We start from the raw sequence: 22053 nt of genomic DNA, 5'->3' as shown, positions 1-22053 counted from the left end.
TCGGTAGGGACGCGCTATGACGACGATGCTCGAACATTCCCCGGCACAGAAGCCTGCGCCTCAGAAGCCCGCACTCTCGGCTCGCGAGATCGAGATCCTGCGGGCCTGGCTGCTCTGCGAGTCCAAGTCCGAGGCGGCTGCGAGCCTGTTCGTCACCGCAGCCACGGTCAGCACCCACATCGTCCGCATCCGTGAGAAGTACGCCCGCGTCGGGCGTACGGCGACCACGAAGACGGCACTGCTCGCCCGCGCTCTGCAGGACGGTGTGGTCTCCATCGACGAACTGTGACCCGTCGGCCTGCCACCACACAGGGTGGACACACGACGGATCCGACGAGCGCGGCCGACCGGATCCACCGGGTCTTCGGTCGGTTCATCAGCGCGGGCTACGTGTTCTACCTGCTGTTCGTCGTCCCCACAGCGGTGTCGCAGGCCCACCTCACGGCATGGTGGTGGTTGCCGACGGCACTGCTCGCGATCTTCGGCACCGGGATCGCGCTCGGGGTGGCAACCTTCCTGAGTGATGTCCGGTGGGTCGGACGACTCGCAGCCGCCAACGCCGTCGCCTTCCTGGTCGCGGCGGTCCTGTGGTTCCCGGCCTGGACGGGTGAGGTTTCCACGAACACGGCCTGGCAGGCGCTCTTCCCCGGAGTGGCAGGACTGTCCGCGGCGGCAGCGTGGCGGCCGCGGACGGCGCTCGCCTACCTCACGGTGGTGGTGCTCGTCGTGCAGACCACCAACTATCTGCTGGTGAACACCACGACGGGATACCGCTTCGTCCCGGAACTCGCGTTCGCGCTCATGTTCTGCGGGGTCTTCGCCGCCGCGGCGATCGTCGCCTTCCGCACGGGCGACGTCCTCGATTCCACCGTCGCGGCCACGGAGAAATCCGTCGTCGCAGCAGCGGCGGCCGCGGCCAGGACGGTCGAACGCGAGCGGTTCGACGCACTCGTCCACGACCGGGTGATGTCCACCCTGCTCGCCTCGGGTCGCGGCGCATCCGACGGTCCCGTCGCGGCCCAGGCCCGTCGTGCGCTGGAGATGTTCGACTCCCTGCGGCGCGGCGACGACACCGAGAGCAGCTTCGACGCCGACCGGGTGGCAGCCCAGTTCCGCTCGGCAGCCTCCGAGGTCGACGAGGACGTCGAGTTCACGACCACGACGAGCACCGATGCCGGACCGCACTACCCGGCCGACGTGATCAGAGCGGTCGCAGCCGCACTGGCCGAGGCCGTGCGGAACAGCGTGCGCCACGCCGGCCCGGGCACGCAGCGGGCCGTGCACGTCGACCTCGGGCCTGGATCGGTCCGGGTGGTCGTCCGCGACGACGGCCACGGATTCGACCCCGCCCAGATCGACCCCTACCGGATGGGCATCCGCGCGAGCATCCACGGACGCATGCGCGGCATGGCCGGGGGCGACTCGGAGATCACCTCGGGTCCCGCGGGCACGACGGTGACGCTGCACTGGTGCGATCCGGCCGAGCGTCGCGCGCCGTGACCGCCGAACCCACCCGCGACGTGCGCGACCTGCTGGGGATGCGCACCACGGCCGCACGTGTGCTCGTGAGCCTCTACGCCCTGGTCTGCCTCGTGCTGGCGGCGTTCGGCGCCGAGCACACGTCCGCGAGCTGGCCTCCCGCCCTCGCCGTGCTCGTGTGCACGTTCGCGGCGTTCACCCTCATCACCGTTCCGGGCGACCCGCTGCCGATGCCGGCGACGATCCTGCTCGCCGCCACCGGGACGGTCTCGTCGGCGCTCGTGTTCTCGGTGCTACCGGTGCCGTCTCCGGGAGGCATCGCGACCTGGCCGCTCGGGATGTCCACGGTCGTCTTCACCTTCATGTGCGTGCGCGGTCGCACCTTCGCGGCGTGGATCGGGTTGGCCTGCATGATCGCGACCGCGACCTTCTGGACCTACGCCACCGGACAGGGGATCGGCTCCGGCCTGTCGCTGTCGCTCGTCAACGCCGCCCCGGTCCTCATGTCCACCTTCTTCGCCTTCACCCTGCGACCCCTCGCCGGATCCATCTACCTGCTGCGTGCGATGTCGTTGCAACGCAGCGCAGAACAGGCGGCCTCGGCTGCAGCGCTCGAGGAGCGCGACGCGCAGCTCGACCGGCTCGACTCCCTGGCCCGGCCCCTCCTCGAACGCATCGCGACCGGGGAGGTACTCGAGGCGGGGGAGCGACGCGCCGGTGTGCTGCTCGAAGCACGTCTGCGGGACGGGCTTCGAGCACCGGCCCTGCAGGACCCCCAGGTCGTCGAGGCGGCCGACGCCGCGCGCCGGCGAGGCGTGGACGTGGTGATGCTCGACGATCACGGCCTGGACGGGGTGCCCCCCGACGAACAGGCCCGCCTCCGCAGTGCGGTCGCCGACGAACTCGACTCGGTGTCACACGGTTCCGTCACGGTGCGGGTCCTGCCCCCAGGACGCCGGGCCCTCGTGACGATCCTCGTGCGCGGGGACTCCGTGCGCCGCATCGAGCTGGGCAAGGCGTCGCAGGGTTAGAGTCACACCTCGTGACCGTGCTGAAGTCGTTGCTGCTGTTCGCCGTTGCCGCCCTGTTCGAGATCGGTGGCGCGTGGCTGGTGTGGCAGGGCGTGCGCGAACACCGCGGCTGGATCTGGATGGGGTTGGGCGTGATCGCTCTCGGCGCTTACGGTTTCGTCGCCACACTCCAGCCCGACGCGAACTTCGGTCGCATCCTCGCGGCGTACGGCGGTGTGTTCGTGGCGGGTTCCCTGGTGTGGGGCATGGTGATGGACGGCTTCCGGCCGGATCGGTGGGATGTCGCGGGCGCGCTGGTGTGCCTCGCCGGCGTCGCCATCATCATGTATTCACCCAGGTGACGACGCATCCGGCACCACCTCGGTGACGAGGCATACGGCACAACTCGGCCGGATGCCTCGTCCGGGCGTCACGGCACCACGACGCTGCCGACTGCGGGGGTCGAGTTGCACAGCGGTCCACTGCCGAGATTCACCGAACCGAAGACCGTCGCCACGACCTCGCCCGGACCGGTGTCGACCAGGGTCGACAGGTTCGGGTACGTACCGACCAGATCGACGATGCCGGTGCGGCCGTTGTTGCGGTTGAGCCATGCGACGCTGACCTGCCCCGCTGCCGGGACCGGCCACAGGGCCTCCCGTGTGGAGAACAGGACGTGGCCACCGGGGATGCCCTCGTCCGGTCCGGGTTGCGCCGTGACCGAGGTGAACGACGCCAGGCTGCCCTGGTTGATGCAGCCGATGGTGATCGCCGTGCCCAGAGGCTGAGGGGGTGCAGCGGTGGCCACACCGGTGAATGCGATTGCGGCGGCGACGGGTGCCGCCAGGGTGAGAACTCGACGTGGAATTCGCAGTGCAGGCATGGTGCTGCTCCTCGGAAAGGGAAGGTCACGTCCGGGAGCCGACCGCAGCGAGGAATACCGCGGCGCGTCCCGCGCACCGATGACGTGCGTGAGTCTATCGAGACACCGAAGACCCAGGAGCGGTTTCGGTCTCGATCCGATACAGCTCGGAAGCATTGCGGCGCAGTACCGCGTCGGAGAGCTCGTCGCCGAGGACGTCCTCGACGAGGGTGATGTCGCTGTCCCGGAACGGTCGCGGTGCGCGGGTCGACGGCAGGTCGGTGCCGAACACGAGTGCCCCGGGATTCACATCGGCAACGGCGCGAAGCGCGTCGGCCACCGGGAGATCGACGCGCCCGAACCCTGTTGCCCTCACGTGGATACCGCTCTCCACCAGCCGCAACAGTGACGGCAAGCCGTCCTGCGACAGTCCCAGGTGGTCGACGGAGACGGCGGGCAGTGCCGCGATCGTGGTGTGCATCTCGGCCAGATCGCGCGAATCGACGTACAACTCGGCGTGCCAGCCTACGAGATCGTGGACCCGCCGGGCGAGCCGGTCGAGGTCGGACAGTGCCGCCGATCCGCCACGGCGGACGTTGAATCGCACGGCCCGCACTCCCGCCGCGTCGAGCCGGGTGATCTCGTCGTCCGAGGCGGTGGCCGGAAGTTGTACGACGCCGACGAAAGTGGGCCCGAGCCGGTCGAGCGCGTCGACGAGATAGCCGTGGTCGAAAGCCTGGAACGACCCCGACACCACCGTGCCTCCGGTGACACCCAGATGCGCGACCCGCGCGAGATAGTCGTCGACGGTGAACGGTTCGGGCAGATAGCCATCGTTCTCGACGAGGGGGAAACGCGGATCGATGATGTGCAGGTGGGCGTCGAACATCTCCCCACGATAGGAAGCCCGGTCCGAGCGGAACAGGGTTCGGATCAGCGGGAGTTCACTCGCGGCGGCGATGCGCGGTGTGACGGCGGAGGAGGGATTCGGCCAGTTCCGCCACGAGGTTCCGTGCCTCGGGTGGCCCGACGATCTCGATGTGCTCACCGAACTGCAGCAGTTGCCGCACACCGTCGATCGAGTCGTAGGCCACCGTGATCCGCGAGACGTCCGGTCGCGGCCCTGCGGTGCTCCCGCGCAGGCGGGCACCGAGGATGCGCCGGGCGAGATCGAGGCGGTTCGCCGCGAGATCGGCGGTGACGACGACGTCCTCGCGTCGTTCGAGTGCGTCGCCGAGTTCGCGTGCCAGCGCGGGCAGGGTGCGGCCGGGGGACAGGCGGCGCGGCCGGTCGAGCACTGTCCACGCACTCAGGCGGGTCAGTGCGAACAGTCGTGGTCGCCCCTCGTCGTCCGCCACGAGATACCAACGGCCGGCGCGGGAGAGCACACCGTAGGGATCGACGACGATCTCGCGTTCGCCGCGGTGCCCGCTCGACCGGTACGTGATGGCGAGTTGCCGTCCGCGCCGCAGGTCGCGGGTGAGGGCAGCGACGTCGGCCCGGTCCTCGGTGGCGAACCATCCCCGATTGTCGACGGTGACCACCTCGGTCAGTGGCAGCAGGTCGTTCTCGCGTGCGGTGGAGGGCGTGCGCCGGGCGCGTGCGGTGAGCTTGTGGACGGCGTCCCGCGCGGCGGCGTCGACACCGAGTTGGCGGGCCCGGCCCATGTCGACACCCAGGGCGCGCAGGACATCCACCTCGGACGCGTTGAGCCGGTTCAGGTCGGTCTGCCGGCCGGGGAGCATCACGATGCCGCCGTACCTGCCGCGTTCGGCGACCACCGGAAGGTCCGCAGCAGCAAGCGTTTCCACATCGCGCAACACGGTGCGCTCGGAGACGCCGAACTCCTCCGCGAGTTCGGCGGCCGTGACCCGGCTGCGGGCCTGCAGGACGACCAGCATGCTCAGCAACCGCTGCGGCCGGTTCATCGGATGCGCGATCTCCTTTCGAAAACACGACAGGAACTGTCGGGTTTCGGTGTCACGGTAGTCCTCGAAGCCTTCGCCGCCTACCGGAAGGAGGGACCGATGACCGTGTCGTCGCCCAACCTGTTCCTGATCTACGTGACCGACGTCGAACGCGCGACCCGCTTCTACAGCGACCTGTTCGCCATGACCCCGCAGATGACGACCCCGCGCTACGTCTCCTTCGAAGTGGCGCCGGGAGTGCTGTTCGCACTGTGGTCGGGTCGCGCGGAGACCGTGGATGCGACCGCTCCGCGGTTCTCCGAGGTGGGCGTGATGGTGCCGGGCTCGACCGCCGCCGTCGATGCGATCCACGACGAGTGGGCCGGTAAGGGGGTGACGGTCGTGGAGGCGCCGCACGACGAGGTGTTCGGGCGGACGTTCGTGGTCTCGGACCCGGACGGGAACCTCATCCGCGTCTCCCCGCTGGACTGAGCCTCCGCTCGACCGACCGGCCTACGACGCCTCGCGCATCGTGAGCCCACCGAGTTCGACCGTGTACGTCTGCGACGCCTCGTCCCACCACACGGAGTAGGTGGTGGGGTAGAGGCCCTCGCGTTGGTACGCCTCGGGCAGTCGGAGTTCCTCGTGGTGCGCCGGCCGCGTCGCGAGCCACTCCCGGCTCAGCATGGGTTCGATGAACGCCTGCCGTCCGTCCCACGTGCCGTAGAGCACGGTCTCGGTGAGGTGGTGTCCCGCCGCCGGATCGTGCTCCGACTCGGTGGTGTCCACCCAGTGCAGTCCCATGCCCGCGACGGTCGACGTCAGCGGATCCCCGGACGGTGCGTACCCCTCCGGTATGTAACGCGGGTCGGGCACGCGGGCCGCGGCCGGGATGTAGCCGGGGGCGAAGGGATGGATCGACTCCACCGTGGGCCGATCCAGGAGATAGAAGTGGACGTCGAAGTGCGGGACGTCGAAGCCGTGCTGGGGGTCGTGGCCGTGCGAGTTCCAGTCGACCGTGACGTGGTCGAACGCGGTGGCGGCCGCTTCCTCGGGCAACTCGAGCACGTAGGCCTCGGTGACCGGCAGCAGCGCACCGGGCAGGTCGTCGAGGGCCGCCGCATCGAGTCGCACCCCGATGGTGGCCGGCGTGCCCGCCTCGTCGACGGTGACGTACGTGCGGGCGTTGCCCGCCCCGACGGGATGAGCGGGTCCTTCGACCAGGCCGGAGACTCCCCCGGCTCCTGCGGGTGCAGGAGTGACGAACAATCCGAGGACCGCCGCCGAGACGATCACGGCGAGATGTCGGGCACGAGGCCGAATGTCCATGCGGGGTCCTCGATTTCCGTCGTCGTCGAGCGGCGTCGTTGTGGATGCTAACTGTCGCGCGAACGGTGGAGGGCCGACTAGATCGAACCGTGATGCGTGGACGGGACGGTGCCCGTGACGTTCCGGGGGTGGGGTCCGGGAGTGCCCGCGGAGCCGGCGGACCCGATGTGTGCCCCCGGCAGGATTCGAACCTGCGACACCCGCTTTAGGAGAGCGGTGCTCTATCCCCTGAGCTACGGAGGCGTCCGGCCGGGCGAAGCCGACCTTGGCGCGTTGTGAGTGTAGCCGCCGGGCGCGTGCCGTAACCAAGCGCCCGTTCTCGAGGCTCTCGAGGCCGGGCGTACGACCTGCATGTTCCCGCCGATTGAGATCAAGGAAAGGTAACACTGGCCTTTCCCTATACCGTTTTGTTACCTTGGGTCGCCAGGAGCGGCCGGGGGGATACCCGGTCGAAGTCGGGACGAAACAAGGGACACACTGTGGGACGCCATCAGCGCACACGCGAAGACGAAGCATTCGACCTCGAGACGATTGGCGCGCCCTTCTCCGGCAAGGGCCGTCACCGCGTAGAACCCACCGGTACGTCCGCTCCGGTCAAGGCCGCCACCGTCGCCGCTGCCACGGGCGCCTTCTTCGCCGTCGGCTCGCAGATCGGCGCCGGCACCGCTGCCGCGCATCCCGGCCACGACCACGTCCAGGCCGAGGCCCCCGCGCCCAGCCTGCCCTTCGAGCTCCCCGCGGGCCTGCTGCCCGAGGGTGTCGAGATCCCGGCCATCCCCGGCATCACCACCCCGGCCGAGCAGGACGCACCCGAGCTTCCGGCCGAGGTCACCGGCTTCCTCGATCAGTTCTCGGGTCCCAGCTGGCTCGACCAGCTCAACCCGGCTTCTCCCTCCGCCGTCCAGCCCGTCTCCGGCACCCTCACCTCCGACTGGGGTCCGCGCTGGGGCGCCCACCACGGCGGCATCGACATCGCAGCCCCGATCGGAACGCCCATCAAGTCCGCGGCCAACGGCACGGTCCTCGACGCCGGACCGGCTTCCGGCTTCGGCCAGTGGGTCCGCGTCCTCAACGACGACGGCACCACCGCCGTCTACGGTCACGTGAGCACCTACCAGGTCTCGGCGGGTCAGCGTGTCAACGCCGGCCAGCAGATCGCCACCGTCGGCAACGAGGGCTGGTCCACCGGACCGCACCTGCACTTCGAGGTCTGGGACACCGAAGGAACCAAGATCAACCCCAACGCGTGGCTGAGCGATCGCGGCGTCGTCACCGACTGGGGCGGCTACCGCGCCGTCTGATCCCACCGCAGTGTTCGATCCCACCCGACGGCGCGCCGTCTGATCCCACCGCAGTGTTCGATCCCACCGCCAGCATGAGCGCGCGCTAGGCTTGGCTCGACAGACCGCGCGCCGACCCGGGGGTTCCATTGGGAGCTGAGATATCCGCACGTTCGTTCACCGGGGAAGACCGGCGGATGTTCCGGAGCAAGGTTCGCGACTGCATGAAGGCGCTCGAGCGGATGCTTCGAGAGGACGTCTTCGTCGACGTGCACTCGTCACCCGAACCGCATCTCGGCATGGAGATCGAGTTCAACCTCGTCCGCGACGACATGTCGCCCGCGATGTCGAACCTCGAGGTACTCCAGGCGATCGACGATCACGCGGTCTTCCAGACCGAACTCGGCCAGTTCAACGTCGAGATGAACGTCGAGCCACGACGTCTCACCGGCGACGAACCCTTCGAACTCGAAGAGTCGCTGCGGTCGTCGCTGCGGCGCGCCGACGAGCGGATGCACCTGCACGACGCGCAGCTGGTCATGATCGGCATGCTGCCCACGCTCGAACTCGACGATCTCGAACGGGGCCGGATCACCGCCAATCCCCGCTACGAAGCGCTCAACGAGCAGATCTTCGCGGCGCGCGGCGAGGACATCGAACTCGATCTCGACGGTGTGCCGTTGCCCGGCACTGATGTCGTGGAAACCCTTCGTGCAGACATGAATTCGGTGGTCCCCGAGGCTGCCTGCACGTCCCTGCAGCTGCACCTGCGGATCGCCCCCGAAGATTTCGCGACGCACTGGAACGCCGCCCAGTGCCTGGCCGGAGCGCAGGTCGCGCTCGCGGCGAACTCGCCCTTCCTCGCCGGCAAGGCGCTGTGGCACGAGAGCCGGATCCCGTTGTTCGCGCAGGCCACTGATACGCGTCCGCTCGAACTGCGGAACCAGGGTGTCCGTCCCCGCGTGTGGTTCGGTGAGCGGTGGATCGACTCCGTCCTCGACCTGTTCGAGGAGAACTCCCACTACTTCACGGCTCTCCTTCCGGAGGTCTCGGACGTCGATCCGATGGCCGAACTCGACGCCGGCCGGATTCCCGAACTGCGCGAACTGCAGATGCACAACGGCACCATCTACCGGTGGAACCGGCCCGTCTACGACATCAGCGACGGCCATCCGCACCTGCGCGTCGAGAACCGTGTGCTCCCTGCAGGACCGACCGTCCTCGACACCATGGCCAACGCCGCCTTCTACTACGGGACGCTGCGCGCCCTCACCGACGCCGACGAGCCGCTCTGGCGCGACCTCAGCTTCGACGCCGCCGAGCGGAACCTCGTGCTCGGTGCGAAGTTCGGTCTCGACGCGAAGCTGTACTGGCCGCGCACCGGATGGGTCGGCGCCGACGAACTCGTGCTGCGGTGCCTGTTGCCGCTTGCGCACCAGGGCCTCGAGGCATACGGACTGTCGGCGGCGGTCCGCGACCGCTATCTCGGCATCGTCGAGGGGCGTGCACTGACCCGTCAGACCGGGGCGGCGTGGCAACGACGGCAGGTGGCCCGACGCGAGGCTGCCGGCGAGAACCGTCGCACCGCCCTGCTCGGGATGATGAAGGACTACGTGCAGAACATGGCCTCGGGTACTCCCGCTCACGAGTGGGAGTGACGGCCCTACAGTTGTAGGGTCCGCGTCACGGCCACCGTCGGCTGGACGACGACGCGATCCGCGGGTGGCTCGAAGCCGGCTACTTCGCCGAGATCGTCACCGAGATCGGCGACGCGGACGCCTAGGCGGCTCTCGAGCATGCTCAACGTCAGCTCGACCTCGATCCCGTCGGCGCCGGGAGCCCAGAACAGGAAACCGAAGTCGTCGGACGGTTCGGCGCGGAAGCCGTCCACCGTCGCGCCGTGGACGTGGGCGGTGGTGTTGTCGATCCACAACCCGACAGCCTGGGCGTTCCTCGGTGAGCTCAACCGCAGTCGTATCTTCCGGGCGCTTCCGCCGGTCGTGTCCTCGAGGATCTCGACCTCGGGCGCCTCGAGGTCGGCGACCGGAGCGGGCCCGTGGTACATCGGCCGGTACTCCCGCCACGGGAAGGCGGTGGGGAGCGATTCGGGACCGGTGGTGAGCAGCCCTTCGCTCCAGTCGGATCTCGGGCCGTCCGGCGATCCCCACACCGCGGCACCCCGATCGGCGTCGAGCGAGTACCAAAGGTATTCCTGCCGGGGATCGGTCGCCCCGTCCCGGTTGAGGTAGCCGGCGAGCAGCGTGCCCACCACGACGATCGCGATCGTGCCGGTCGCGGAGACGACGAGCCCGCGGGTGGTCGACGCGAACGGCTCGCACAGCGGGAGTACCGCGGCGAACGTGAATGCGACGAACAGACCGGCCACCGGTGCCCCGTAGAGGAGTCCGGCGTCGAACGACACCAACACGGCGGGCAGGCCGAAGATCAGCGACCCAAGCGCGCCCAGCGTGATCGCGACGAGCGGCCACACCGTGTCGCGTTGCGGAAGGAGCAGCGCCACCAGCAGACCCAGCGCCGCCGGCAGGATGAGTACGAGCATTGTCAGAGGCACACCGGCGAAGGGGATGCCGGCGAGCGCGAGCAGCGCGACGAGCGTGAACGCTCCGCACGTGAGCGCGGCGGCCGGACGGCCGCGACCCCACCACGATCGCGCGACCAGCAGGACGCCGAGGGCCGCGACGACCGCCGCGAACTGGAAGACACCCGGCCGGTAGGGCTCGTCGGCGACCGGCGCGGCCATGCCCGGATCGACGGTCTGCACGATCCACCACGGCAGCCACGCTGCGCCCGCCGCGAGCACGGCGGCGAGCAGGGCCACGGCCACGGCCGCGCCGACCTGCCAGGCAGACGTCTCGCCGCGGCGCACCTGCAGTACGACGATCGCCCCCACGATTCCGGCCAGCGTGATCGCCCCGACGATCTCGGCCCAGCGCGGAATGTGGAGAAGTCCCCAGGGCGCGGTCGTCACGACCTGGTCGCCGCCGTCGCCGACGGTCGTGAGATCGGATCCGGCGAGCGTGCGGGCGGTCGTGAGGGAGGTGTCGCCCATGTGTTGCAGCGACGTCCGGCTGAGACGGTCGGGGGTGTCGAGAGGGCTGTGGTAGTACGCCGATCCCGCGGAGATCGCGGTGTCGAGGGCGTGGTGGCCGTGCTCGGCGAAGCGGCGGAAATCGGTGTCGTTCGGCAGCGCCTCGAAGATCAGCTCGGTGAGGGAGTCCGCGTTCGCTCCCGGCGCCCCCGCCAGACTGTCGATCAGGACGCCGTTCGGTGAGGTGATCCGGAAGGTCGTCGGTGTACCGGCGTTCCCGCGGGCCTCGTGGTTGAGCACGACGACCGGACCGGCCCGCACCGACTCCGTGCCCACGAACCGGTGGGCGCCGAGCAGACCGTTCTCCTCACCGTCGGTGAGCAGGACGACGACGTCGTTCCGTGGGGGAGGACCGGAATCGATGGCACGCGCGACCTCGAGGACCGTGCCGACGCCGATCCCGTCGTCGCCCGCGCCGGGGGAGCCCCGAACCGTGTCGTAGTGCGCGGCGAGCACGACGGTGCCGGTGGGGTCGGTACCGTCCCGGGTCGCCACGATGTTCTGCACGCGGGCGCCGCGCTGGGTGGCCTCACCGGACCGCGCCATCCATCCGACGCCGGAGTCGACGCGGGTGGACCACCCGAGTTCCTCGAGGACGGCGACGAGATGGTCACGGGCATCGGCGTGGGCGGTCGATCCGAGCGGCCGTGGGCCGGTGGCGATCGCGTCGATGTGTTCGCCGGCGCGGGCGGCGCTGAAGACGTCGGCGGGGGCGTCGGTTCCGAGCGGCTCGTCGGACCCGGGGAACAGGGCGACGAGGCCCGCCACGAGGAGGACTCCGATCAGTGCGAGGACACGGCTACCCAGTGCCGTGAATCGGCTGCGCGGGGACCGGGCCGGGTGGCGAACAGCCGCGGCGGAGTCCATGGGTGCAGCCTAGCCGCGAATGCAGCGGTGCCCCGGCAGACTCGGCCGGGGCACCGCGATCGGATCGGGTCGGATCAGGAGGCAGGCGCCCAGCTGTCGGGCCCGAACACCTCGTAGTGGATGTTCTCGGCCGGGACGTTGCGCTCGATCAGGGCCTCGCGCAGCGAGAGCATGAACGGCAGCGGGCCGCACAGGTAGGCCTGGGTCTTCGGATCGAGCGGCAGATCGGAGATGTCGGCACGTCCGACGCGGACCGTCTCGAGCGGCCGGCGGTTGCCGAGGTCCTCGTACCAGCGGTACAGCTGGGCCGACGGGATCTTCTCGGCAAGGGTCTCGAGCTCGCGGCGGTGGGCGTGGCTCGCGACCGACCGGTCGGCGTGCAGGACCGCGACGGGACGCTCGTCGCCGACGCCGGCGAGATGATCGAGCATGCCGATCATCGGGGTGCATCCGATGCCGGCGGACGCCAACAGGATCGGGGTGTCGTCCTCGGTGAGTACGAGATCGCCGAAGGGAGTGGTGACTTCCAGCTCGTCGCCCTCGAAGACGTTGTTGTACAGGAAGTTCGACACCTCACCGGCGGGAAGCACGGTGCCGTCGGGTGCGGTGGTCTCCAGGACCCGCTTGACGGTGATACGCCAGTCGCCCTTCGCGGGTGCGCTCGACAGGCTGTACTGACGGATCTGGCGGGCGCCGTCGGGGAGGCGGACGCCGACCGAGAGGTACTGGCCCGGACGGAAGGTGGGCAGCGGGGAACCGTCGAGCGAGGTGAGCACGAACGAGACGGTGTCGGCGGACTGGTGGACGCGGTCGGCGACGCGGACGGTGCGCCAGACGTCGCCGGCCTCGACACCTGCGGCCCGGTACAGATCGGCCTCCATCGAGATGAGGGTATTGGCCATCAGCCAGTACAGCTCGTCCCACGCCTTCGCGACTTCCGGAGTCACTGCCTCTCCGAGGATTTCGACGATCGCCTCGAAGAGGTGCTTGTGGACGATCCAGTACTCGTCGGGCTTGATGCCGAGCGAGGCGTGCTTGTGGGCGATGCGGGACAGGATCGCCTCGACACGGGCGGGATCGGGATCGAGTTGGAGCGTCGCGAAGGCCGCGATCGATCCGGCGAGTGCCTTCTGCTGCTCACCCTGCTTCTGGTTGCCGCGGTTGAACAGATCGCGTTCGAGCTCGGGATGGGCGGCGAACATCTTGCTATAGAACAACGGGGTGATGTCGCCGATGGCGGCTCCCACCGCCGGGAGGGTCGCGGCGATGACGTCCTTGGATTCGGGTGAGAGCGGCATGGTGTGTCTCCTCGTGTGTGTCGTGACGGGCTGCACCGGCAGCCTCGCCGTGGGTCAGCGGCCGGTGGGTGGTTCGAGGGTGAGCAGGACCGGACCGGCGTCAGGGGTCGCCAGGTCGGCGATCGTGACGTCGTCGAGAGCGGCGTAGAAGGCGTCCTGTGCGGTACGCAGCTTCGAGCGCAGGGTGCAGCCGTGACGCAGGGGGCACGGCTTCGCTCCTTCGCACTCGACGACTTCTTCTTCACCTTCGAGGGCTCGGGTGAGCCATCCGAGGCTCGCCGTGCGGCCGAGTTCGGTGACGGTCAGGCCTCCGCCGCGTCCGCGGCGGGTGGCCACCACCCCGAGCTCGCCGAGTCGGGCGACGACCTTCGTCGTATGTGCGTACGACAGATCGAGCTGGTTTGCAATCGTTCTGGTACCGGGCATACTCCCCGCCGGGCCGGCGACGAGATGCATCACAACTCTCAGTCCGAGATCGGTGAACCGGGTGAGTTGCATGGCCCTACGCTAGTAAATTCGCATTCGCGATGACAATTTTATGTGACGCACATCGCTGTCGATGGAATGCATTGCCACCGAAGGAATCCCGATGTGATGACCAAAGTCCGTATCCGGACGTACCGGATCCGACTAGCCTCACGGACGTGAAACCTCTCGGTGAAGCACCCCGCGACCACAACCACGTAACCGTCGGTGCCGACGGTTCCCCGGCCTCCGAGCGGGCGGTGAGGTGGGCTGCCGCCACCGCGGCCGGCCGGAAGATCCCACTGCATCTCGTCCACGCGGTGGACTTCGCACCCTCGGGTTGGACGAAACTTCCCTTCTTCCGCCCCTCGCAGGTCTTCGAATGGAGCGAGGCCGAGGCTCAGGCACTCCTGAAGGAGGCTGCAGAGACCGCCGAGGCGGTGGCGCCGGACCTCGAGATCACCGCCGAGCTCGCCCTCACCGGAAGCGCCAAGTGGCTCGTCGAACTGTCCCGCACGTCGCGCATGATCGTCCTCGGGGCCACCGGCAGCACCAAGATGGGGGAGGCCTTCCTCGGTTCCACCCCGGTCTCCGTCGCCGGTCATGCCGAATGCCCGGTCGTCGTGGTGCGAGGACCGGAAGGGCCCGTCCCCGACGAGCGACCCGTCGTCGTCGGCGTGGACGGCAGCCCCGCGAGCCGCCAAGCGGTCGATCTGGCGTTCGAGGAGGCATCCTGGCGCAGGGTCGACCTCGTCGCCGTCCACGTCTGGAGCGACCTGAAAGTCGGGGAGATCGACGAGTCGCCCCTCGACTTCGATCCCCGCGCGTTCGAGGAGTACGAGCACTCCCTGCTGTCCGAGTGCCTCGCGGGCTACGGCGAGCGCTATCCGGACGTGACGGTCCACCGGAAGGTCTACGTCGACGGCCCCCGCGCCCATCTGCAGTCCTGGAGCGAGAAAGCCCAGCTCGTCGTGGTAGGGACTCGCGGCAGGGGAGGCTTCAAGGGGATGGTGCTCGGTTCTACCGGAAACGCGCTCATGCGCGAGGCGCGCTGCCCGGTGATGGTGGTGCGACCGGTCACCTCCTGACGGCGGTAGTGTGCGGGGCACATGGACGATCGCGCCCCCGAACGGGGGTGTGCAGCAGGGACGAAGGTGGCGCATGCGCATCGGGATGGGACTGAACTACAGCGGAGGTTTCGCGGAGACCGCGGCGGAGGTGGCCGACCTGGAGAAGGCCGGCCTCGACATCGTGTTCGTACCCGAGGCCTATTCGTTCGATGCGGTGAGTCAGCTCGGCTATCTGGCGGCGAAGACCTCCCGGGTCGAACTCGCCTCCGGCATCCTCCAGTTGTTCACCCGGACACCGACGCTCACTGCCATGACGGCGGCCGGTCTGGACTTCGTCTCCGACGGCCGATTCGTGCTCGGTGTCGGCGCGTCGGGCCCTCAGGTCATCGAAGGTTTCCACGGCGTTCCCTACAACGCGCCGCTGGGTCGCACCCGCGAGATCGTCGACATCTGCCGGCAGGTGTGGCGCCGCGAGAAGGTGGACCACCAGGGCAAGTACTACCAGATCCCGCTGCCCGAAGACCGCGGCACCGGACTCGGCAAGCCGCTGAAGATCATCAACAAGCCTGTGCGCGAACGTATCCCGATCATCATCGCGTCGCTCGGCCCGAAGAACGTCGAGATGACCGCCGAGATCGCCGAGGGCTGGCAGCCGCTGTTCTATTACCCGGAGAAGGCCGCCGACGTGTGGGGCGAATCGATCGCGAAGGGCAAGGCCAAGCGCGATCCCGCACTCGGCGACCTGCAGATCTACGCGCAGACCCCGCTCGCCATCGGCGACGACGTCGACCACATGCTCGACTGGGTCCGGCCCATGGTCGCGCTGTACGTCGGCGGCATGGGCGCCAAGGGCAAGAACTTCTACAACGACCTCGCGATCCGCTACGGCTACGCGAAGGAAGCCGAGACCATTCAGGAGCTCTACCTGGCCGGCAAGAAGGAGGAGGCGGCCGCGGCGGTGCCCGTCGAACTGCTCCGCTCGATCTCCCTGATCGGTTCGGAGGGCTTCGTGCGGGAGCGAGTCGCTGCCTTCGCGGAGGCCGGGGTCACCACCCTCAACGTCACCCCCTTCGCGGCCGACACCGCAGGTCGTGTGCGACTGATCGAACAGCTGCGGCAGATCTGCGGCTGACCCACCGAGAAAGGTTCCTCGTGCGATGACCGAGAACAAGCCGATCGTCGTGGCCGTCGACGGATCCGACGCGTCCACGACCGCGGTGCACTGGGCGGCACGGGCGGCTGCGATCCGCGGCCTGCCGTTGCGCATCGTCACCGTCGTGCACATCCCCGCCTTCTACTACTCCGAGCCCTACCTCGCGCAGAGCTTCCACGAGGAGATGAAGGCGACGGCCCGCGACCGGCTCGACAACGCGGCCGTGCTCGCCCGGCAGATCATCGACGAGAACCGTCACGGGAACGTCGAGATCACCACTGAACAGCTCGAAGGCAAGGTCGTTCCCACGCTCATCGCACAGGCCGAGCACGCCGACCGGCTCGTCGTCGGCTCGCGCGGCCTCGGCGAGGTGAAGGGCCTGCTCGCCGGTTCGGTCTCCACGGCGGTCGTCTCGCACGCGACGGCGCCCGTCGTCGTGGTGCGGGGCCGCACCTTCGACGGTGCGCCGCCGACAAAGGGGCCCGTCGTCGTCGGTGTCGACGGCTCGGTCTCGTGCCGCGACGCGGTGGAGGTCGCGTTCGAGGAGGCATCCGCACGCGGCGCGACGCTCGTCGCGGTGAACGTGTGGAGCGACGTGAGCGTCCAGCCCTCGCTCGGCGCTGTCCCGGAGGACCCGCACTGGAGCCGGATCCAGACCGGTGAGGAGATCGTGCTCGCCGAACGTCTCGCCGGATACCAGGAGCGGTACCCGGACGTCACCGTCGAACGTGTCGTCGCCCGCGACCGGCCGGTGCGAGTGCTCAGCGAATACGCCGAGGCCGCACAGCTTCTCGTGGTCGGAACCCGCGGACGCGGCGGCTTCAAGGGGTTGCTGCTCGGCTCCACGAGCAACGCGCTGATCCAGACCGCGGACTGCCCGGTCCTCGTCGTCCGGTCGAAGCAGACCGAGGACTGATCCCGGACGAGGGAGCGATGCGGGGCGTCACCCGAAGTCGTCGACGCCCCGCTCGCGCAGTTCCCTCCACGCGTCGGCCGGATGCACGCCGCGGCTGATTGCGCCGTTCTCGATGAGCACCCCGAGCATCTGCGAGAGTACAAACGCGACGTCCTCGACGCGCCCGCACTCGTAGCGGGCGGTCAGCCAGCCCGAGACGTTGCCGGCCTTGGCGGCCTGCGCCATGTCCAGGGCCGTGCGGAACAACTCGCGGGTCGGATCGTCGATCGGATCCTCGGTCGGTGCGCTCATCGTCACCTCGATCTCTCTTCTCGTCAGAAACCCACGCGCAGGATCACCAGCGGCACGACCGGCAGGTCGAGCATCTCGGCCAGGCGCGAACCGGCGTCCTCGACCCGCAGCGGATGCGTCACGACCGACGCCGACAATCGCGCATCGATGGCCGCGAGCCAGCACCGCTCCACCGCCGCGCCCACCCGGACCAGATCCGCCGGCGAGGTGGACGGTGCGGAGAACAGCAGCACCGATTCGCGCGCGATCGCCGCCGCCAGCGCATCGACGTCCGGGATCCCCGACGTGACCATGGCCTCGCCGGCCGCGCCGTGTTCGTCGAGGGTCGCGCTCCAGGTGGTGACCACCTCGGCGTTGCCGCGCGGCTGCCAGTGGGAGGTCCACGAGAACATCTCCCGCTGGTAGTGCGGGTGACGCCGGCGGGCCTCCGCCGCATAGGCGAGCACCTGCGCCAGGGCGACGGCCTCGTCGGCGGCGAGCAGACGCACGTCGACGTCGGGTATCTCCCCGGCCGCGGCGACGACGTCGGCGAGCGTCGCCGTCGGCACCGGGATGTCGGTGAACGATTCGCGATGGCTGCGCCGATGCGAGATGGCGGCGTACAACCGCAGGTCGCGGCTACTCGGGGTACCCGAGCCGAGCGTCTCGATCCGGGCGATGAGCTCCGGACGTTGCGGATCGGGCAGCACCGAGGTGCGCGATCGGTTGCCGAGGACCCGGATCGCGAGCTCGAGATTCGCGAGGGCCGTGCCACACGAGATCAACCGGTCGACACGCAGCGGGTCCGGGCCCGGCTCGGCGAACTCGAGGCGTTCCTCCAGTTCGGCGCTGTGATCGGGCAGTCGCAGATTCCACGGTTGCGTGTCGTGTACCGAGGGTGCCTCCACCACCGCACGCGCAATGATCTCGGTGTCACCGAGCGACCAGGTTCCGGCATCGACAGTCACGACATCCTCCGCGTCGGCTCGTTCGCCCTACATGTCCACCTCTGCCCTTCCAGCGTCTCCCGAGCGGCGCCCGCGGGGCAGGGGGAGAAGGTCCCCAGATGGGTGTCGAACGGCCCCGAGGACGTGGGTATCGCGGTACACCTGGGACAATGACGGGACAGCATGTCAACGAAAGGTGCCCGAGATGACCCGCGTGTTCCTCGTCGACGATCACGAGATCGTGCGGCGCGGCCTGGTGGATCTGCTGAGCAGCGTGCCCGACTTCACCGTCGTCGGTGAGGCCGCCTCGGTTGGGGAGGCCCTGGCCCGCGTGCCCGAGAGCGGTGCCGACGTCGCGGTGCTCGACGTGCGGCTTCCCGACGGCAACGGTGTCGAACTGTGCCGCGAGCTGCGTACCCGCATGCCGGATCTGCGCGCCCTGATGCTCACCTCCTACGCCGACGACGAGGCACTCTTCGACGCGATCATGGCAGGCGCCTCCGGGTTCGTGCTCAAGCAGATCCTCGGCACCGACCTCGTCTCGGCGATCCGCACCGTCGGCGAGGGCGGCTCGTTGCTGGACAGCCGCGCCACCGCCGCCCTCATGGAGCGGATCCGGGCATCGCGCACGGCCGATCCGCTGGCCGAGCTGTCGGAGCAGGAACGCGCCGTCTTCGAACTCATCGGTGAAGGCCTGACCAACCGCGAGATCGCCGAACGGCTGTTCCTCGCGGAGAAGACCGTGAAGAACTACGTCTCGCGGCTGCTGGCGAAGCTCGGCATGCAGCGCCGCACGCAGGCCGCGGTGCTCGCCACCGAACTGCGCAACGAGCGCGGCAAGCCGACGTCCTAGTCCGACGCGGGCGGGACCCGTTCCGTCAGAGCGGGACCGCCCACAGCACCCGGGTGCCGCGCGGGTGGGCCGGACCGATCTCGCACGACCCGCCGCACTGCACGGCGCGCCGCTCGAGGTTCGCCAGCCCGCTGCGGCGAGGCATGTCGGGCAGACCCGTGCCGTCGTCGAGGATCTCGATCCGGAAATCGTCCTGAACCGAGACCGACACCGAGATGTTGTCGGACTGGGAATGGCGCAGCGCGTTGCTCAGCCCCTCGCGGAGCACAGCCTCGGCATGCGGGTGGATGCGCATCGGCACCAGCGTGTCGATGGGTCCGACGAACTGCACGTTGGGCGCCACCGAGGAGTGGATGCTCAGGTCGCCCACCACGTCCAGCAGTCTCCGGCGCAGACTGTTCGACGCCGCCGCGCCGGTGGTGTGCAGATCGAAGATGGTCGTGCGGATCTCGCGCACCGTCCGGTCGAGCTGTTCGATCGCGTGGCGGATCACCTCCACGACGCGTTCGGTACCCGCACCGTCCGCGGTCGCGCTCTGCAGACTCATGCCGGTGGCGAACAGGCGCTGGATGACGTTGTCGTGCAGGTCCTGTGCGATGCGATCACGATCGGCCAGCACGTCGAGCAACCGCTTCTTGCGTTGCTGTTCGGCGAACTCGAGGGCCACGGCCGCGAGGTTCGCCATGGATTCGAAGCGGGCCACGTCCTCGTCGTCCCACGGTTCGGTACCGGCCTCGCGGGTCGCGACGAGCACACCCGTGACGGTCGACGTCGCCGACAGCGGCAGCACCACCGCGTGGCCCTCGTCGCCCTGTTCCGTCGGCGGCAGTCCCTCGAGGGTATCGAGGTGCATCGGCTGCCTGCTCTTGAGCGCTTTCAGCACAGGTGATCCGGTGAGATCGAAACGCTTGTCCTTCCCGCACGGCGCCGCGGGGGACGCGGCCTGCAGGCGGCCGTGGTGGCCGTCGACGAGCATCACATAGGCGCCCGCACACCGGGCGAGTTCGCGGACCTGGCCGGTGAGCATCGACAGCGTCTCGTCCACCGACCCACCCATCAGCAGCCGGGAGTTGATGGATGCCATTGCGGTAAGCCATCTCTCGCGGTCGAGGGAGCCCTCGAACAGGCGCGCGTTCTCGACGGCCACACCGGCGGACATCGCGAGCACCTTGAGGATCACCTCGTCCTCTTCGGTGAACTCGGGTGCGCCCAGTTTCTCGGTGAGGTAGATGCTGCCGAAAACCTTGCCGCGCACCATGATCGGAGTTCCGAGGAAGCTCTTCATGGGCGGATGGTTGGGCGGGAAACCGATGGAGGCGGAATGCTTCGACAGGTCGCCGAGACGGACCGGCCGGGGATCGTTGATGAGCAGACCGAGGATGCCCCGGCCCTCGGGCAGATGGCCCATCACCTCGCGCTGCGTCGGATTGATCCCGACGTACACGAACTCCGACAGACCACCGTCGGCGGCGCGCACGCCGAGCGCGCCGTAGCGGGCGTCGAGAAGGGCGGTCGCGGCGGAGACGATGCGCTGGAGCATGGAGTCGAGTTCGAGACCCGATCCCACGACGAGCACCGCTTCGAGCAGTCCGCGCAGGGTCGTCGGGGCGTCGACGGAATCGTCGAGCCGGTCGCGGAGCTCGGCGAGCAGCGTGTCGATGGCGACGTCGGTGGGTTCGATCATGACTTCTTCTCTTCCAGCAGGTGCAGCGCGGCGGACACGGCGGATTCCGAGGGATCCGTCTTCGCGCGGCTCAGGTCGTGTGCGGCCCCGGTGACCTCGATGACAGTCGTGGCCGCGGGCAGGAGATCGAGTGCCTCCCGCAGTTCGTCGAAGGTACCGAAGGGGTCGCGGTCGCCGTGGACGAACACCGTGGGCACCGAGATCTTCGGCAGGTGCTCGGTGCGCAGCTTCTCCGGCTTGCCCGGGGGATGGAGGGGATAGGACAGCAGGACGAGGGCGTCGGCGATGCCGGGTTCGTCGGCCGCGAGCATCGACGTCTGCCGGCCGCCGTAGGAGACGCCGCCGAGCAGTAAGGGCCCGGACACGCGGTCGCGCAGCTCCGCGGCCGCGGCGGACACACCCTCGCGGTCCTCCGCGGCGCGGGACGGCTGCGGGGGTCCCTTGGGCTTGCGACGGCGAAACGGCAGGTCGTAGCGCAGGGCGAGGAAGCCGGCATCGGCGAACCGGGAGCACATCAGCTGCAGGATCCGGGCGTCGCAGTTGCCGCCGGCGCCGTGCGTCAACGCGACGGCACCCCGCGGACTGCCCTCGGGAAGATGCAGGTGACCGGCCACGGTGCCGGTGTCCAGCGGTTCGACATTCACACCGATACGGTAACCGCCGCGTCGGCGACGGCACCGGTGACGAAGCCGTAGACGCTCTTGTGGAGGACGTCGATCGCCAGCTCGGAACGGGGCCACGTTTGCGGGGGTGCTCCCACGCCGGTCGCGTTCTCGAGAATCTGGTCGTTGGTCAGACGGACGACGGTGAACTTCGACGATGCGAGCGGCCCCCGCAGGCCCACCTCGGCCATGACCGAACGCAGGACGCCGAGGGCGATACCCTGCCCGAAGTGCATCGCCCAGTTCAGGGCGGTCGAGCGCTGTCCGGCCGATTCCGAGGCGCCCGTCAACCGTGCGAGTACGCGGCCCGGCACGTGGGAGTTCGGTCGCCCGGTGACGGCCTGCTCGATCTTCTCCCCGACGGTCATGGCGGCCACGCCGGCCGCACCGGCGACCAGGCCTGTGGCCCTGGCTGTCGTGCTCGCCGTCCGCTGGTACGGCGGGATGGGGCGGGCCCGAGCACGGGCGGTCACCGTCGGTCGCGCTCGACCGGCCGTATGAGCCGTACCCACATGCGGTGCAGCATCGCGGCGAACACCGCGACCCAGGCCGCCACCGCGACCCACAATTCGGCGGCGCCGATCGCGCCGACCAGTGGCAGATCGTCGGCGCGACCCAGATACATCCCCGCGATCGCGTACATGCCGAGCGGGAAGACGATCGACCACAGGGACGAGTCGTAGTCCAGCCGCACCCGGTGGACGCGGTGTCGCCACCAACCGGCCGCGACGAGCGGGGGGAGCAGCCACGTCGCGAAGACCCAGATGACGACGGCGAGGCCCGCGATCAGTCCGCGGGTCGCGTCGACCATCGGTGCGTCGTCCATCTCGACGATCCGTGAACCCGCCACGACGGTGATCGAGCACGCTCCCATCGACACCCAGTAAGGGGC

The 22053-nt window shown here is 69.2% G+C and carries 23 protein-coding genes, 1 tRNA gene and 1 pseudogene; 11 read left to right on the top strand and 14 right to left on the bottom strand.

Annotation, left to right across the window (positions count from 1 at the left end; all coding sequences use genetic code 11):
• Positions 1–16: 16 nt before the first annotated feature.
• From M3330_RS06965 to M3330_RS06950, 4 genes are read left to right on the top strand one after another with little or no spacing between them, the layout of a single operon-like run.
• Complete coding sequence (locus M3330_RS06965; protein WP_016692216.1) at positions 17–289, top strand: LuxR C-terminal-related transcriptional regulator; 273 nt, start codon at positions 17–19, stop codon at positions 287–289.
• Positions 286–1500: an ATP-binding protein gene (locus tag M3330_RS06960; RefSeq protein ID WP_039583976.1), complete on the top strand. Its 1215-nt coding sequence runs from the start codon at positions 286–288 to the stop codon at positions 1498–1500. The genes M3330_RS06965 and M3330_RS06960 overlap by 4 nt, the downstream gene beginning before the upstream one ends.
• Positions 1497–2510 carry a hypothetical protein gene (locus tag M3330_RS06955; RefSeq protein ID WP_039583988.1) on the top strand — a complete coding sequence of 338 codons (1014 nt, stop codon included), beginning with the start codon at positions 1497–1499 and terminating at the stop codon, positions 2508–2510. The genes M3330_RS06960 and M3330_RS06955 overlap by 4 nt, the downstream gene beginning before the upstream one ends.
• Before the next feature lie 11 nt (positions 2511–2521).
• Positions 2522–2851 (top strand): YnfA family protein, encoded by a 330-nt coding sequence (locus tag M3330_RS06950; protein ID WP_006551592.1) that lies wholly within the window; start codon positions 2522–2524, stop codon positions 2849–2851.
• A gap of 68 nt (positions 2852–2919) precedes the next feature.
• Here the strand turns inward: M3330_RS06950 and M3330_RS06945 are convergent, their stop codons facing one another.
• From M3330_RS06945 to M3330_RS06935, 3 genes are all read right to left on the bottom strand, one after another.
• On the bottom strand, positions 2920–3372 hold the full coding sequence (locus tag M3330_RS06945) for a hypothetical protein (protein ID WP_039583975.1): 453 nt from the start codon (positions 3370–3372) through the stop codon (positions 2920–2922).
• Positions 3373–3466: 94 nt separating this feature from the next.
• A complete protein-coding gene (locus tag M3330_RS06940; protein WP_255027942.1) occupies positions 3467–4240 on the bottom strand; it encodes an amidohydrolase family protein in 774 nt (257 codons plus the stop codon).
• 55 nt (positions 4241–4295) lie between these two features.
• A complete protein-coding gene (locus tag M3330_RS06935; protein WP_006551589.1) occupies positions 4296–5279 on the bottom strand; it encodes a YafY family protein in 984 nt (327 codons plus the stop codon).
• Between the two features lie 99 nt (positions 5280–5378).
• Between M3330_RS06935 and M3330_RS06930 the strand changes: the two genes are divergently transcribed.
• Positions 5379–5750: a VOC family protein gene (locus tag M3330_RS06930; protein ID WP_230826417.1), complete on the top strand. Its 372-nt coding sequence runs from the start codon at positions 5379–5381 to the stop codon at positions 5748–5750.
• Between the two features lie 21 nt (positions 5751–5771).
• Here M3330_RS06930 and M3330_RS06925 read toward each other — a convergent pair whose 3' ends face one another.
• Positions 5772–6587 (bottom strand): DUF5602 domain-containing protein, encoded by an 816-nt coding sequence (locus tag M3330_RS06925; RefSeq protein WP_247848583.1) that lies wholly within the window; start codon positions 6585–6587, stop codon positions 5772–5774.
• 170 nt (positions 6588–6757) lie between these two features.
• Positions 6758–6830, bottom strand: a tRNA-Arg gene (locus M3330_RS06920).
• 236 nt (positions 6831–7066) lie between these two features.
• On the opposite strand from M3330_RS06920, the gene M3330_RS06915 reads away from it, so the two are divergent.
• Positions 7067–7888, top strand: coding sequence for a M23 family metallopeptidase (locus M3330_RS06915; protein ID WP_033096748.1), 822 nt, complete (start codon positions 7067–7069; stop codon positions 7886–7888).
• 128 nt (positions 7889–8016) lie between these two features.
• On the top strand, positions 8017–9525 hold the full coding sequence (locus tag M3330_RS06910; protein WP_033096747.1) for a glutamate-cysteine ligase family protein: 1509 nt from the start codon (positions 8017–8019) through the stop codon (positions 9523–9525).
• A 5-nt stretch (positions 9526–9530) separates the two neighbouring features.
• Here the strand turns inward: M3330_RS06910 and M3330_RS06905 are convergent, their stop codons facing one another.
• The 3 genes from M3330_RS06905 to M3330_RS06895 form a co-directional block, all read right to left on the bottom strand.
• Entirely contained in the window at positions 9531–11843 is a 2313-nt protein-coding gene (locus M3330_RS06905) for a M28 family peptidase (RefSeq protein WP_033096746.1), read from the bottom strand.
• A gap of 74 nt (positions 11844–11917) precedes the next feature.
• A complete protein-coding gene (locus M3330_RS06900; RefSeq protein WP_019289865.1) occupies positions 11918–13141 on the bottom strand; it encodes a globin domain-containing protein in 1224 nt (407 codons plus the stop codon).
• A 54-nt stretch (positions 13142–13195) separates the two neighbouring features.
• Positions 13196–13639 carry an Rrf2 family transcriptional regulator gene (locus M3330_RS06895; protein ID WP_006551570.1) on the bottom strand — a complete coding sequence of 148 codons (444 nt, stop codon included), beginning with the start codon at positions 13637–13639 and terminating at the stop codon, positions 13196–13198.
• A gap of 146 nt (positions 13640–13785) precedes the next feature.
• Here M3330_RS06895 and M3330_RS06890 point away from each other — a divergent pair, with 146 nt between their 5' ends.
• The 3 genes from M3330_RS06890 (at position 13786) to M3330_RS06880 (ending at position 16745) form a co-directional block, all read left to right on the top strand.
• Positions 13786–14694 carry a universal stress protein gene (locus M3330_RS06890; RefSeq protein WP_006551569.1) on the top strand — a complete coding sequence of 303 codons (909 nt, stop codon included), beginning with the start codon at positions 13786–13788 and terminating at the stop codon, positions 14692–14694.
• Between the two features lie 73 nt (positions 14695–14767).
• Positions 14768–15808, top strand: coding sequence for an LLM class F420-dependent oxidoreductase (locus tag M3330_RS06885; RefSeq protein ID WP_006551568.1), 1041 nt, complete (start codon positions 14768–14770; stop codon positions 15806–15808).
• Between the two features lie 25 nt (positions 15809–15833).
• The gene (locus M3330_RS06880; RefSeq protein ID WP_255027887.1) at positions 15834–16745 is read left to right on the top strand and encodes a universal stress protein; all 912 of its coding nucleotides are present in this window, start codon (positions 15834–15836) and stop codon (positions 16743–16745) included.
• Between the two features lie 27 nt (positions 16746–16772).
• Here the strand turns inward: M3330_RS06880 and M3330_RS06875 are convergent, their stop codons facing one another.
• Complete coding sequence (locus M3330_RS06875; protein ID WP_094980899.1) at positions 16773–17042, bottom strand: hypothetical protein; 270 nt, start codon at positions 17040–17042, stop codon at positions 16773–16775.
• A gap of 17 nt (positions 17043–17059) precedes the next feature.
• Positions 17060–17983 carry a nitroreductase family protein gene (locus tag M3330_RS06870; RefSeq protein WP_039583966.1) on the bottom strand — a complete coding sequence of 308 codons (924 nt, stop codon included), beginning with the start codon at positions 17981–17983 and terminating at the stop codon, positions 17060–17062.
• A gap of 184 nt (positions 17984–18167) precedes the next feature.
• Between M3330_RS06870 and M3330_RS06865 the strand changes: the two genes are divergently transcribed.
• Positions 18168–18815 carry a response regulator transcription factor gene (locus M3330_RS06865; protein WP_255027877.1) on the top strand — a complete coding sequence of 216 codons (648 nt, stop codon included), beginning with the start codon at positions 18168–18170 and terminating at the stop codon, positions 18813–18815.
• A gap of 25 nt (positions 18816–18840) precedes the next feature.
• Here the strand turns inward: M3330_RS06865 and M3330_RS06860 are convergent, their stop codons facing one another.
• From M3330_RS06860 to M3330_RS06845, 4 genes and pseudogenes are all read right to left on the bottom strand, one after another.
• Entirely contained in the window at positions 18841–20499 is a 1659-nt protein-coding gene (locus tag M3330_RS06860; protein ID WP_094980897.1) for a GAF domain-containing sensor histidine kinase, read from the bottom strand.
• Positions 20496–21143, bottom strand: coding sequence for an alpha/beta family hydrolase (locus M3330_RS06855; RefSeq protein ID WP_064256938.1), 648 nt, complete (start codon positions 21141–21143; stop codon positions 20496–20498). Before M3330_RS06855 ends, M3330_RS06860 begins: the two co-directional genes overlap by 4 nt.
• The gene (locus tag M3330_RS06850) at positions 21140–21634 is read right to left on the bottom strand and encodes a hypothetical protein (RefSeq protein WP_255027873.1); all 495 of its coding nucleotides are present in this window, start codon (positions 21632–21634) and stop codon (positions 21140–21142) included. The genes M3330_RS06855 and M3330_RS06850 overlap by 4 nt, the downstream gene beginning before the upstream one ends.
• Positions 21631–22053 (bottom strand): annotated as a pseudogene (locus M3330_RS06845) (tellurite resistance protein permease); the annotation flags it as partial. The gene M3330_RS06850 and the pseudogene M3330_RS06845, both read right to left, overlap by 4 nt.

The organism is Rhodococcus sp. GA1 (assembly GCF_024321955.1).
Taxonomy (GTDB): Bacteria; Actinomycetota; Actinomycetes; order Mycobacteriales; family Mycobacteriaceae; genus Rhodococcus; species Rhodococcus pyridinivorans.
The sequence above is the reverse complement of the archived record's forward strand: the minus strand, read 5'-3'. Positions and strand labels throughout refer to the sequence as shown.

Excerpts from the sequence above, each read along its gene's own strand:
- M3330_RS06965 (WP_016692216.1), top strand. The coding sequence starts at position 17 with ATGACGACGATGCTCGAACATTCCCCGGCACAGAAGCCTGCGCCTCAG.
- M3330_RS06945 (WP_039583975.1), bottom strand. The coding sequence starts at position 3,372 with ATGCCTGCACTGCGAATTCCACGTCGAGTTCTCACCCTGGCGGCACCC.
- M3330_RS06940 (WP_255027942.1), bottom strand. The coding sequence starts at position 4,240 with ATGTTCGACGCCCACCTGCACATCATCGATCCGCGTTTCCCCCTCGTC.
- M3330_RS06935 (WP_006551589.1), bottom strand. The coding sequence starts at position 5,279 with ATGAACCGGCCGCAGCGGTTGCTGAGCATGCTGGTCGTCCTGCAGGCC.
- M3330_RS06930 (WP_230826417.1), top strand. The coding sequence starts at position 5,379 with ATGACCGTGTCGTCGCCCAACCTGTTCCTGATCTACGTGACCGACGTC.
- M3330_RS06925 (WP_247848583.1), bottom strand. The coding sequence starts at position 6,587 with ATGGACATTCGGCCTCGTGCCCGACATCTCGCCGTGATCGTCTCGGCG.
- M3330_RS06905 (WP_033096746.1), bottom strand. The coding sequence starts at position 11,843 with ATGGACTCCGCCGCGGCTGTTCGCCACCCGGCCCGGTCCCCGCGCAGC.
- M3330_RS06900 (WP_019289865.1), bottom strand. The coding sequence starts at position 13,141 with ATGCCGCTCTCACCCGAATCCAAGGACGTCATCGCCGCGACCCTCCCG.
- M3330_RS06895 (WP_006551570.1), bottom strand. The coding sequence starts at position 13,639 with ATGCAACTCACCCGGTTCACCGATCTCGGACTGAGAGTTGTGATGCAT.
- M3330_RS06885 (WP_006551568.1), top strand. The coding sequence starts at position 14,768 with ATGCGCATCGGGATGGGACTGAACTACAGCGGAGGTTTCGCGGAGACC.
- M3330_RS06880 (WP_255027887.1), top strand. The coding sequence starts at position 15,834 with ATGACCGAGAACAAGCCGATCGTCGTGGCCGTCGACGGATCCGACGCG.
- M3330_RS06865 (WP_255027877.1), top strand. The coding sequence starts at position 18,168 with ATGACCCGCGTGTTCCTCGTCGACGATCACGAGATCGTGCGGCGCGGC.
- M3330_RS06860 (WP_094980897.1), bottom strand. The coding sequence starts at position 20,499 with ATGATCGAACCCACCGACGTCGCCATCGACACGCTGCTCGCCGAGCTC.